Origin of the sequence: Micromonospora sp. NPDC050187 (assembly GCF_044459745.1) — a bacterium.
GTDB lineage: Bacteria > Actinomycetota > Actinomycetes > Mycobacteriales > Micromonosporaceae > Micromonospora.
In genome coordinates this window covers 33,354-44,881 of record NZ_JBITJH010000023.1, presented here as the reverse complement: position 1 = coordinate 44,881, position 11,528 = coordinate 33,354, and the positions used below count along the sequence as shown (strand labels likewise).

At 70.8% G+C, this 11,528-nt stretch carries 10 protein-coding genes; 9 read left to right on the top strand and 1 reads right to left on the bottom strand.

Annotated features, from left to right (window positions below; genetic code table 11):
• Positions 1-762 (top strand): IclR family transcriptional regulator, encoded by a 762-nt coding sequence (locus ACIBJE_RS26825; RefSeq protein WP_396752979.1) that lies wholly within the window; start codon positions 1-3, stop codon positions 760-762.
• Between the two features lie 111 nt (positions 763-873).
• Positions 874-2,346, top strand: coding sequence for an NAD-dependent succinate-semialdehyde dehydrogenase (locus tag ACIBJE_RS26820; RefSeq protein WP_396752977.1), 1,473 nt, complete (start codon positions 874-876; stop codon positions 2,344-2,346).
• A 70-nt stretch (positions 2,347-2,416) separates the two neighbouring features.
• Here the strand turns inward: ACIBJE_RS26820 and ACIBJE_RS26815 are convergent, their stop codons facing one another.
• On the bottom strand, positions 2,417-3,133 hold the full coding sequence (locus ACIBJE_RS26815; RefSeq protein WP_396752975.1) for a TetR/AcrR family transcriptional regulator: 717 nt from the start codon (positions 3,131-3,133) through the stop codon (positions 2,417-2,419).
• 116 nt (positions 3,134-3,249) lie between these two features.
• Here ACIBJE_RS26815 and ACIBJE_RS26810 point away from each other — a divergent pair, with 116 nt between their 5' ends.
• From ACIBJE_RS26810 to ACIBJE_RS26780, 7 genes are all read left to right on the top strand, one after another.
• The gene (locus ACIBJE_RS26810) at positions 3,250-4,233 is read left to right on the top strand and encodes an NAD(P)-dependent alcohol dehydrogenase (RefSeq protein ID WP_396753072.1); all 984 of its coding nucleotides are present in this window, start codon (positions 3,250-3,252) and stop codon (positions 4,231-4,233) included.
• 137 nt (positions 4,234-4,370) lie between these two features.
• The gene (locus ACIBJE_RS26805) at positions 4,371-4,700 is read left to right on the top strand and encodes an ArsR/SmtB family transcription factor (RefSeq protein ID WP_396752973.1); all 330 of its coding nucleotides are present in this window, start codon (positions 4,371-4,373) and stop codon (positions 4,698-4,700) included.
• Entirely contained in the window at positions 4,700-5,422 is a 723-nt protein-coding gene (locus ACIBJE_RS26800; RefSeq protein ID WP_396752971.1) for a cation transporter, read from the top strand. The genes ACIBJE_RS26805 and ACIBJE_RS26800 overlap by 1 nt, the downstream gene beginning before the upstream one ends.
• Complete coding sequence (locus ACIBJE_RS26795) at positions 5,419-6,054, top strand: methyltransferase family protein (RefSeq protein ID WP_396752969.1); 636 nt, start codon at positions 5,419-5,421, stop codon at positions 6,052-6,054. Before ACIBJE_RS26800 ends, ACIBJE_RS26795 begins: the two co-directional genes overlap by 4 nt.
• Positions 6,055-6,217: 163 nt before the next feature.
• Positions 6,218-6,646: a Fur family transcriptional regulator gene (locus ACIBJE_RS26790; protein WP_396752967.1), complete on the top strand. Its 429-nt coding sequence runs from the start codon at positions 6,218-6,220 to the stop codon at positions 6,644-6,646.
• Between the two features lie 21 nt (positions 6,647-6,667).
• Complete coding sequence (gene katG / locus ACIBJE_RS26785) at positions 6,668-8,944, top strand: catalase/peroxidase HPI (RefSeq protein WP_396752965.1); 2,277 nt, start codon at positions 6,668-6,670, stop codon at positions 8,942-8,944.
• Positions 8,945-9,988: 1,044 nt separating this feature from the next.
• Positions 9,989-11,527, top strand: a complete 1,539-nt coding sequence (locus ACIBJE_RS26780) for a TROVE domain-containing protein (RefSeq protein ID WP_396752963.1) — start codon at positions 9,989-9,991, stop codon at positions 11,525-11,527.
• Position 11,528 lies beyond the last annotated feature (1 nt).

The following is an 11,528-nucleotide window of genomic DNA, read 5'->3' as shown; positions in this document are numbered from 1 at the left end:
GTGACCGAGCTGGAATGCGAGCCGACGGAGCAGCGTGGCGTCAGGTCAGTGATCCGTGCGCTCAACCTGCTCTCCGCGGCCGCTCGCGGGAGCCGGACCCTCACCGAGCTCGCTGGCGCGGCCGGTGTCAGCCTGAGCACCGCATCGCGGCTCCTGGCCACCCTGAAGATGGCTGACTTCCTGCAACAGGACGAGGACGGCCAGTTCGTGCCCGGGCCCCAGCTGACCACGCTGCTGTACGCCAGCGACCAGTGGTCGGGGATCCGCAAGCTCGCCGGAGAAGCCGCCTCCAGCCTCCGGGACGAGCTCGACGAGACCGTGGCGTTCTTCGTCCGCGCCGGGAACGACCGGGTTTGCATCGAGTCGGCCGAGTCCGGCAGGCTCGTGCGGAGGGTCTGTCACCCCGGCGAGCGCGGGCCGGTGTACCTGGGCGCCGCAGGTAAGGCCCTCATCGCCTTCAGCGACGCCGAGCACGGCTACCTCGGTCTGCCGCCCGGCACCGACGAGTTCACGACGGAGTCCGGGGCCGTGCGCACCCTGGCCGATCTGCGCGCCGAATGCGCCACCATCCGGGAACAGGGGATGGGCTACAGCGGTCGCGAGTCGACCGAGGAATCGTGGGCGGTCGCGGCACCGGTCTTCCGGGGCGACGTCCTTCTCGGCGTCCTCGCCGTGGTCGTCCCGATGACCCGGTCGGACGAGCAGTACGTCGCGAAGGTCCAGGCGGCCCTGCGGCGAGCGGCGGCCGCCGCCAGCCGCTGAGCCCCCTGGGCGGCCACCGCCACCTGCGCCCGGAGCCGCCGGGTCCTCGATCGGGTCGCCGGACCCGGCGCGGCTGTCCACACCCGACAATTCCGAGGAGTTCAGTCGCTCATGCCCGGACGCATTCTGCCTGGACCCGATCAGCGCGGCCTCTTCGTCGGTGGCCGTTGGCGCGAGGCGGAGGAGGGAGCCACCTTCACGGTGCGCGACCCGGCCGACGGGTCCGTCCTCGCCTCGGTCGCGGACGGCTCGGTCAAGGATGCGGTCGAGGCTCTCGATGCCGCCGTCGCCGCCCAGAAGGACTGGGCGGCGAGTGCGCCACGTGACCGTGGGGAGATCCTGCGCCGGGCGTTCGACCTGATCCGGGGCCGGACGGACGAACTGGCCGAGCTGATGAGCCTGGAGATGGGCAAGACCATCGCTGAGGCCAGGGGCGAGATCGCCTACGGCAACGAGTTTCTCCGGTGGTTCTCCGAAGAGGCGGTCCGCATCCACGGCCGGTGGATGCACGCCCCCGACGGAGCCAGTCGCCTGCTCACCGTCCGCAAACCGATCGGCCCCTGCCTCCTCATCACGCCGTGGAACTTCCCGATGGCGATGGGGACGCGCAAGATCGGTCCGGCGATCGCCGCCGGCTGCACGATGGTGGTCAAGCCGGCCGAGCTCACGCCCCTCACGATGCTGGCGTTGGCGGACATCCTCCACGAAGCCGGGCTGCCACCAGGTGTCCTGAACGTCGTGCCGACCTCCCGTGCCGCGGCGATGAGCGAGGCGCTGATGGCGGACCCGCGACTGCGCAAGGTGTCCTTCACCGGGTCCACCCCGGTCGGACGGCATCTCGTCCGTCAGTCGGCCGACCAGTTGCAGCGGTTGAGCATGGAGCTCGGCGGCAACGCTCCGTTCCTCGTCTTCGCCGACGCCGACGTCGATGCCGCGGTCGACGGCGCGATGCTCGCCAAGATGCGCAACATGGGCGAGGCCTGCACGGCCGCGAACCGCTTCCTGGTCCACACGGACGTGGCTGGCGAGTTCGCCGAGAAACTGGCCGACCGGATGGGCCGGCTGGTCGTCGGTCGTGGTCAGGACCCGGGTGTCGACGTCGGACCGCTGATCGACGAGCGCGCCGTCGACTCCGTCCACCGGCTCGTCACCGACGCCGTCCGCGACGGGGCGCGCCTCGTGGTCGGTGGCTCCGCTCCGGAGCGGCCGGGCTACTTCTACCACCCCACGGTGCTGCTCGACGTTCCGCAGGACTCGGAGATCAACAGCCAGGAGATCTTCGGACCCGTCGCCCCGGTCAGCGTCTTCACCACCGAGGAGGAGGCGGTACGCCGTGCCAACACGACCGAGTACGGCCTGGCCGCCTACGTCTTCACCCGGGACCTCGCCCGGACGGTCCGGTTGGCGGAGTCGCTGGAGTACGGCATGGTCGGCGTCAACACCGGGCTGATCTCGAACCCGGCCGCACCGTTCGGTGGCATGAAGGCCTCGGGATTCGGCCGGGAGGGCGGCTTCGAAGGAATCGAGGAGTACCTGGAGACCACCTACGTGGCACTGCCCGCCACCGTGCGACACGGTGGTTGACCGTCGTCGGTGTTGGTCGACTGACATAACCCGGGCGGGCCCGTGCGGCCGGGCCCTCGTCCCGACCGTCTCACCGGGGTCGGTGCGACGACGTCCACCCCTGCTGGTGCAGCCGTTCGATGCCGTCCAGCAGCAGGTCCAGCGCGAACTCGAACTCGAACTGGTCGTCGCAGCCCTGCCCCACGACCGACGCGTCGTCGTGGGACGCCGCCGTGGCGATCTCCGCAAGGTGCGGGAACCGGGCCGCGGCCTCCGGTGGTAGGCCCGTCGGCGGGTCTGCGCTGGTCGTGCCGGACCGGCCGGCGCGCCGGGCGGGGTCGAACAGTTCCTGGCTGAAGCCCAGGATCCGGCTGCCCATCGCGTGCATCACGTGGTGGGCGAGGTTGGCGGAGAACCCACCGGCCCGGAACGTCCCGACCATCGAGTCGAGGTAGGCGAGGACGGCCGGGGTCGCCATGTTCCGCGACTCGATCGCGAGCGGCGCCCAGGGGTGGCGCAGCAGCATCTGCCGCGCCGAGAGGACGCGCCTGCGGACCGTGGTTTTCCAGTCGGCGTCCGGCACCGACGGGCCGATCTCGCTTACGACCACGTCGATCATGCCGTCGAGCAGTTCGTCCTTGTTGGCCACGTGCTTGTAGAGGGCCATCGGCACGACGCCCAGGTCCTGGGCGAGGTTACGCATGCTGAGCGACTCGATGCCGGCCTCGTCGGCGAGCGCGACGGCGGCGCGCAGGATGCGGTCCCTGCTCAGCGGCGTCCGGCGCAGCGTCTCGGCCTGCTCAGCCATCTCAATCCCCGTCTTCCGGCAGCGGTGGAAAAAACCATAACCGCGTTGACAGGTGTACGCCGTACACCTACCGTCATTCCATGATGGTGTACGCCGTACACCTGAGGGAGGGAACGATGAAGGCGATCGTCCAGGACCGATACGGTCCGCCGGAGACGCTCACGCTCGCGGACGTCGACACGCCGATGCCGGCCGCCGGCGAGGTGCTCGTGCGGGTCGAGGCCGCCGCGCTCAACGCGTACGACTGGCATGCCATGCGCGGCGATCCGCGGATGGCGCGGTTGGCCATGGGGCGATCGAAGCCCCGCGCGCGGATCCGGGGCCGTGACTTCGCCGGCCGGGTCGAGGCCGTTGGCGCCCAGGTGCGAGAGGTGCGCCCGGGTGACGCCGTCTTCGGCGACCTCGGCGACGCCAACGGCGCGTTCGCGGAGTACGTCTGCGTGCCCGAGACCCTGGTCGCGCCGAAGCCGGCGAACCTGACGCCGCAGCAGGCGGCCGCCCTGCCGCTGGCCGGTGTCACCGCGCTCATGGGCCTGCGCGACGTCGGGCAGGTCGAGCCCGGCCACCGCGTCCTCGTCAACGGCGCCTCCGGCGGCGTCGGCACCCTGGCCGTCCAGCTGGCCAAGGCGCTCGGCGCGACCGTGACCGCGGTGTGCAGCACCCGCAACGTCGACCTGGTCCGCTCCCTCGGCGCCGACCACGTCGTCGACTACACCCGCGACGACTTCAGCCACGACGCCCACCGCCACGACGTCGTGTTCGACCTGGTCGGCAACCGCTCGCTCACCGCGCTCCGGCGGGCGCTGACCCCGACCGGCACGCTGGTGCTCTCCGGCGGCGGCGTGTACCGGGGTGGCAGTCTCGTCGGACCGGTCTGGCTTCTCACGCGCGGGCAGCTGCTGGCGCCCTTCATCCGACACCGCATCGTCACGCTCACGGCGGCACCCGGCCGACAGCACCTCGACACGCTCCGCAGCCACGCCGAGGCCGGCCGCCTCACCCCGGTCATCGACCGGACCTATCCGCTGCACGAGGTGCCCGAAGCCATCCGGTACCTCGAAGGTGAACACGCGCGGGCGAAAGTGGTGATCACCATCTGACCTGCCGCCCAGGACCTCGGTGGCACCGGCCTGGAGGGCGAGCCACCACCAGCAGGGCCGAATGCCGGCTGAGGGGGTTGTTCCTGGGCCCTCCGCGGCGCCTCGTTCAGTACATCATCGGATGTACTATCTGCGGTGTGGAGACGTTGACGTACGGGCAGGTGCTGGCCCGCTTCGGCCATGCCCTGTCGGATCCGACCCGGGCACGGTTGCTGCTGGCCCTGCGCGACGGGCCGGGATACCCGGCGGAACTGGCCGAACTGCTGGGCACGACCCGGCAGAACCTGTCGAACCATCTGTCCTGTCTGCGCGGCTGCGGCCTGGTGGTCGCCGCGCCGGAGGGCCGGCGGACCCGGTACGAACTGGCCGACGCGCGCCTGGCGCACGCCCTCGGTGACCTGCTGGGCCTGGTGCTGGCGGTCGACCCGGCCGCGTGCCCGGTCTCCGACGAGAAGGGCTGCTGCTGATGGCCCTGCCGCTGATCGACCTGACCCCGCCGGGACCGTCACCGGCACGGCGCGCGGTGCTCGCCCGCCGGGTGCAACTGCTGGTCGCCGCGACGATCACCTACAACGTCGTCGAAGCGGTGGTGGCCATCACCGCCGGCACGATCGCGTCGTCGACCGCGCTGATCGGCTTCGGGCTGGACTCGGTGATCGAGGTGTCGTCGGCGGCGGCGGTGGCGTGGCAGTTCGCCGGCCGCGACCCGGAGTCCCGGGAGAAGGCGGCGCTGCGCGTCATCGCGCTCTCGTTCTTCGCCCTCGCCGCGTACGTGACGGTGGAGTCGGTGCGGGCCCTCATCGGCGGCGCCGAGGCCGAACACTCCAGCATCGGCATGATCCTGGCCGCGCTGTCCCTGACGATCATGCCGGTGCTGTCGTACGCGCAGCGCCGCGCCGGCCGGGAACTCGGTTCACGCTCGGCCGTCGCGGACTCCAAGCAGACCCTGCTGTGCACCTACCTGTCCGCCGTCCTCCTCGTCGGCCTGGCGCTGAACAGCCTGTTCGGCTGGTCCTGGGCCGACCCGGTCGCCGCGCTGGTCATCGCCGCCGTCGCGGTCAAGGAAGGCCGCGAGGCGTGGCGCGGCGACGTCTGCTGCACGCCCGGGCTCACCCCGGCCGCTGCGGCGCCCGGCAGCCGCACGGACGGCTGCCCGGACAACTGCTGCGCTGACGAGGGTCCGCGATGACCGCCGGCCTGGCACTCGCCCTGTATCTGCTGGGTCTGGTGCTGGCGTTCGGTTGGCGCACCCTGGCGCAGTGGCGATCCACCGGCGACACCGGGCTGCGGCTGGACGCCGGCCCGGCCGGGTCGGTCGGTTGGTGGGCCAAGCTTCTGTTCCTCGCCGCGTTGTCGCTCAACGCGGCCGGCCCCGCCGCCGGTCTCGCCGGCCTGGCCCCGCTCGACGCGCTCGACCACGGCTGGCTGCGAGCCGCCGGACTGGCGCTGGCCGCCGTCGGCGTCGCGGCGACCCTCGCCGCGCAACTCTCCATGGGCGCCTCCTGGCGAATCGGCGTCGACCCGCACGAGCGCACCGCCCTGGTCACCACCGGCGCGTTCGCGCTGGCACGCAACCCCATCTTCACCGCGATGGCCGTCACCAGCCTCGGCCTGGCCGCGATGGTTCCCAACCCGATCTCGCTGGCCGCCACCGCGGTCCTCGTCGCGTCGGTACAGACGCAAGTCCGCGCGGTCGAGGAGCCCTACCTCATCCGCGCCCACGGTGCCGCCTACCGCGCGTATGCGGCCCGGACCGGACGGTTCCTACCCGGTCTCGGTCGCCTCGCCACCCCGGCCACCAGGGCGGTCACGACGCAGTAGGTCGTGATCGTGGTGGGTTCCCGGCACCCACCAGCGCCGGTCGGCCGCAAACCGGCTGTCCGGGCCTGCTCCGCCGACGGGACGGCCAGGTCCGGGTCGAAGGTGTGCGGGGTACGTCGGCGCAAAAACTTGATTCATTCCAGAAGAGTGCTAGGTTCGGCATATGACGTCCGACTTCGAGACCCAGCTACGGGCGGTCTCGTTGCGCGTGACCAAGCCCCGGTTGGCGGTGCTCGCCGCGCTGCGCGACCACCCGCACGTCGACACCGACACGGTGATCGCGCTGGTGCGGGCAGACCAGCCCACGGTCTCCCACCAGGCGGTGTACGACATACTGCGGGCGCTCACCGACGCCGGTCTGGTGCGGCGCATCCAGCCGGCCGGGGCGACCGCCCGGTACGAGTCCCGGGTGGGGGACAACCACCACCATGTCGTCTGCCGCTCCTGCGGCGCGATCGCCGACGTCGACTGCGCCGTCGGCCATGCTCCCTGTCTCACCGCCTCCGAGGACCACGGCTTCGTGGTCGACGAGGCGGAGGTCGTCTACTGGGGCACCTGCCCCGACTGCGCGACCGAACGCACCTCCCAGTGATCTGCCAGCGGAAGGAAGTAGATGAGCGACACCCAGAACAACGTCCCATCCAGCGCGCAGGGCGTTGACAAGAAGGCGGCGGCCGGCTGCCCGGTCGCGCACGACTCCGTGACCGCGCACGGCAGCGAGAGCGAGAACCCGGCGATCGACTCGCCGACCCCGAAGACCGGCGGTCGTCCGCGCACCAACCGGGACTGGTGGCCCAACCAGCTCGACCTCTCGGTGTTGCACGCCCACTCGTCCAAGGCCAACCCGCTGGGGGAGAACTTCAGCTACGCCAAGGAGCTCGCCAAGCTCGACGTCGAGGCCCTCAAGCGGGACATCGTCGAGGTCCTCACCACCTCGCAGGACTGGTGGCCGGCCGACTTCGGTCACTACGGCGGCCTGATGATCCGGATGAGCTGGCACGCTGCGGGCACCTACCGCATCGAGGACGGTCGCGGCGGCGCCGGTGACGGTGGTCAGCGGTTCGCCCCGCTGAACAGCTGGCCGGACAACGCGAACCTCGACAAGGCCCGCCGGCTGCTGTGGCCGGTCAAGCAGAAGTACGGCCAGAAGATCTCCTGGGCCGACCTGCTCGTGCTCGCCGGCAACGTCGCCCTGGAGTCGATGGGCTTCAAGACCTTCGGCTTCGGCTTCGGCCGGGAGGACGTCTGGGAGCCCGAGGAGATCTTCTGGGGTCCGGAGGACACCTGGCTCGGCGACGAGCGCTACGCCTCCGAGAAGGAGATGGTGGCCGGCGTCGGGGCGACCGAGATGGGCCTCATCTACGTCAACCCCGAGGGCCCCCGCGGTAACGCGGACCCGCTCGCGGCGGCGCACTTCATCCGGGAGACCTTCGCCCGGATGGCGATGAACGACGAGGAGACCGTCGCCCTCATCGCCGGTGGCCACACCTTCGGCAAGACCCACGGCGCCGGCGTCGCCGACGACCACGTGGGCCCCGAGCCCGAGGCCGCCCCGCTGGAGGCGCAGGGCCTGGGCTGGCTGAGCACCCACGGCAGCGGCAAGGGCGGGGACACGATCACCAGCGGTCTCGAGGTGACCTGGACCGACCGGCCGACGCAGTGGAGCAACCGCTTCTTCGAGATCCTCTTCGGCTACGAGTGGGAGCTCACCACGAGCCCCGGCGGCGCGAAGCAGTGGGTCGCGAAGGACGCCGAGGCGATCATCCCGGACGCCCACGACCCGTCGAAGAAGCACAAGCCGACGATGCTCACGACCGACCTGTCGCTGCGCGTCGACCCGGCGTACGAGAAGATCTCGCGCCGCTTCCTGGAGAACCCCGACGAGTTCGCGCTGGCCTTCGCCAAGGCGTGGTACAAGCTGCTGCACCGCGACATGGGTCCGGTCAGCCGCTTCCTCGGACCGTGGGTCCCCGAGGCGCAGCTGTGGCAGGACCCGGTGCCGGCCGTCGACCACGAGCTCGTGGGCGACGCCGACGTCGCCGCCCTCAAGGCGAAGGTCCTCCAGGCCGGCCTCACCACCGCCCAGCTGGTCTCCACCGCCTGGGCCTCGGCCGCCAGCTACCGGTCCACCGACAAGCGCGGCGGTGCCAACGGCGCACGGATCCGTCTCGAACCGCAGCGCAGCTGGGAGGTCAACCAGCCCGAGCAGCTCGCGACGGTCCTGGAGACCCTCGAGGGCATCCAGCGGGAGTTCAACGACGCAGGTGGCGCGAAGATCTCCCTCGCCGACCTGATCGTGCTGGCCGGCTCGGCCGCCGTCGAGAAGGCGGCGCGCGACGCGGGCGTCGAGGTGACCGTGCCGTTCCGGCCGGGTCGCACCGACGCCTCCCAGGAGCAGACCGACGTCGAGTCCTTCAAGGTCATGGAGCCGCGCGCCGACGGGTTCCGCAACTACCTGCGTCCGGGTGAGAAGACCCAGCCGGAGGTGCTGCTCCTCGACCGTGCCTACATGCTCAACCTGACCGCGCCCGAGATGACCGTCCTCGTCGGCGGTCTGCGGGCCCTCGGAAACAACGTCGGCGGCACGCGGCACGGCGTCCTCACCGACCGGCCCGGCGTGCTCACCAACGACTTCTTCGCCAACCTGCTCTCCCCGGGCACCCGGTGGAAGGCGTCGGAGTCCGACGAGCACGTGTACGAGATCCGGGACCTGGCCACCGACGAGGTGAAGTGGACCGCCACCGCGGTCGACCTCATCTTCGGCTCCAACTCCCAGCTGCGGGCCCTCGCGGAGGTCTACGCCAGCGAGGACGCGCGCGAGAAGTTCGTGGCCGACTTCGTCGCGGCCTGGACCAAGGTCATGGAACTCGACCGGTTCGACCTCGCCTGATCCAGCTGTGAACGACGGGCCCCGGCCGATCCACCAGCGATCGGCCGGGGCCCGTCCGTCAGCATTACACGCACCCTGTCCGCAATGTGGTTGCTGATCTACGTGCGACCCCCTACCGTCCTTCTCGGCACCTCCCGGTGCGTAGGCAACGGTTACTTCTGCTCTCAACGGGGAGCCGCGGGTTCGAATCCCGCCGCCGCTTCGGCGGTGTCGACCAGAGGCCCAGGTCACCTTGGCCCGCAAGGGCCAATCGCCGTCGCCGATCCGGTCTCGGGAGGCGCCGCCACGCCGCATACCCGGTGCGATGGACACGGCTACTTCTCTGGCAAGGGGCTCTCGAAGCCCTGCGGTTCGAACCCGCTGACGCCGTGTCCGCCCCTGACCTCGGGTGTGCGGCGTGACCGGTTCCGGGGGTCGATATCGTCTTGCCGCTCGGATACCCCGTGCGTAGGCTGTTGCCGCGTTTCCCGGTGCGAAGGTGACGGTTCCTTCTTCCACAAGCCCGTCGCCGTTGTCGGTCTCGGGAAGCGTCCACGCCGCACACCCGGTGCGCAGACGACGGATACTTCTAATCTATGGGTCGGGGGTTCGAATCCCCTCCAGCCTGAGTGGCTGGTAGCTCAGTGGCAGAGCAATAGGCATTTCCGTCGTCGACCCTCGATCTCGGGTGTGCGGCGTGTTCGTCGTCTCCGCCCACGATCACAGGATGACAAACCCGGTTGCCCGGCCGTCGTGGCCGCAGCTAGCGTCGTACCCGCACTTCCCGGTGCGAAGGTGACGGTTACATCTTGGAGAGGCGTCACGGCCTCGGTGAAGAGCCTGTCCGTCACCGGATTCCGATCTCGGGAGGCGCGACCACACCGCATACCCGGTGCGCAGGCAACGGTTACTTCAGGGATCCGCGGGTTGGGGGTTCGAGTCCCCCGAATGCCTTCGGGCTGATAGCTCAAGCGGACAGAGCAGCGGACATAGTCCGTCGCCGACTTCTGATCTCGGGTATGCGGTGTGGTGGCGTCTCCCCGTCTTCACCGACATGGGGGCGTGATGGCCAAGTTCAACCTCAAGCTGCGCCGGAACCGGCACGTGACCGCCGAGGCCGTGACCGCCGAGGGCGCGCCGGGTTTCCTCCGCGAGCCGCGAGCCGAGCTGTTCCTGCTGGCCGTGTCGAACATGGTCGGTGAGGACACCTTCTACGAGGGCGCCGCCGATCGGGACACCCGATTCCGTGAGCTGATCGCCGCCGTCGCGGTCGCCGACCCCGAGTGGTTCAGCCGGTTCGTGTCGTGGCTGCGTACTGGCGCGATGCTGCGGTCGGCCTCGGTGGTGGCGGCCCTGGAGGGGGCCCGTGCACAGGTCGCAGCCGGTATTCCGGGTTCGCGGGCCATCGTGGACGCGGCGTTGCAGCGTGCCGACGAGCCGGGTGAGGCGCTGGCGTACTGGTTGGGGCGTCACGGCCGGGCGCTGCCGAAGCCGGTCAAGCGGGGCGTCGCCGATGCCGTCGTGCGGCTGTACCACGAGCGCAGCCTGCTCAAGTACGACTCCGACAGCAACGCGGTGCGGTTCGGTGACGTCATCGACCTGACCCACCCGACGGCGAAGGACGAGCGGCAGGGTGACCTGTTCCGGCACGCACTGGACCGGCGCCACCAGCGCGACAACCCGCTACCGGCGTCGCTGACGGTGCTGGCGGCCCGGGCCGAGCTGATGGCCTTCCCGGTCGAGCAGCGCCGGCAGGTCACCGACCCGGGGGTGCTGGGCGCGGCCGGTATGACGTGGGAGGCCCTCGCGGGCTGGCGGCAGACCGCGATGGACGCTGCGGCGTGGGAGGCGATCATCCCGACCATGGGCTACCTGGCGTTGCTGCGCAACCTGCGCAACTTCGACCAGGCCGGGGTCAGCGACGCCGTCGCCGAGACGATCGCGGCGAAGTTGTCCGACCCGGACCAGGTGGCGAGGTCGCGTGTGCTGCCGATGCGCTTCCTGTCGGCGTACAACGCGGCACCGAGCCTGCGGTGGGCGTACCCGCTGGAGAAGGCGTTGCAGCACGCGCTGGCGAACGTGCCCGCCCTGGACGCGCGGACCCTGATCCTGATCGACACCTCGGGGTCGATGAACAGCGGGTTCAGCAAGGACGGCACGCTGCGCTGCTGGGACGCGGCCACCGTGTTCGGCCTCGCGCTGGCCGCCCGAGCCCAGGACGCGACGGTGGTGTCGTTCTCCAACGCCACCAAGGTGTTCCCGGCGGTGGCGGGGGAGTCGGTGCTGGCGGCCGTGCGCCGGTTCAAGGACGGCGGCTACTTCTACGGCGGCGGCACCCAGACCGAGAAGGCGGTCCGGGCGCACTACGACCGGCACGACCGGGTGGTCATCCTCACCGACGAGCAGGCGCACTGGCACGGTTCGGCGGACGTGGCGGCGGCGGTGCCCGCGCAGGTCCCGGTGTACACCTGGAACCTGGCCGGATACCGGGTCGGGCACACGCCGACGGTCGGCAACCGGCACACGTTCGGCGGTCTGTCCGACGCCGCGTTCGCGATGATCCCGCTCATCGAGGCCGGGTCCCGCGACCAGTGGCCGTTCTGAC

Excerpts from the sequence above, each read along its gene's own strand:
- ACIBJE_RS26820 (WP_396752977.1), top strand. The coding sequence starts at position 874 with ATGCCCGGACGCATTCTGCCTGGACCCGATCAGCGCGGCCTCTTCGTC.
- ACIBJE_RS26795 (WP_396752969.1), top strand. The coding sequence starts at position 5,419 with ATGACCGCCGGCCTGGCACTCGCCCTGTATCTGCTGGGTCTGGTGCTG.
- ACIBJE_RS26790 (WP_396752967.1), top strand. The coding sequence starts at position 6,218 with ATGACGTCCGACTTCGAGACCCAGCTACGGGCGGTCTCGTTGCGCGTG.
- ACIBJE_RS26800 (WP_396752971.1), top strand. The coding sequence starts at position 4,700 with ATGGCCCTGCCGCTGATCGACCTGACCCCGCCGGGACCGTCACCGGCA.
- katG (WP_396752965.1), top strand. The coding sequence starts at position 6,668 with ATGAGCGACACCCAGAACAACGTCCCATCCAGCGCGCAGGGCGTTGAC.
- ACIBJE_RS26780 (WP_396752963.1), top strand. The coding sequence starts at position 9,989 with ATGGCCAAGTTCAACCTCAAGCTGCGCCGGAACCGGCACGTGACCGCC.
- ACIBJE_RS26815 (WP_396752975.1), bottom strand. The coding sequence starts at position 3,133 with ATGGCTGAGCAGGCCGAGACGCTGCGCCGGACGCCGCTGAGCAGGGAC.
- ACIBJE_RS26810 (WP_396753072.1), top strand. The coding sequence starts at position 3,250 with ATGAAGGCGATCGTCCAGGACCGATACGGTCCGCCGGAGACGCTCACG.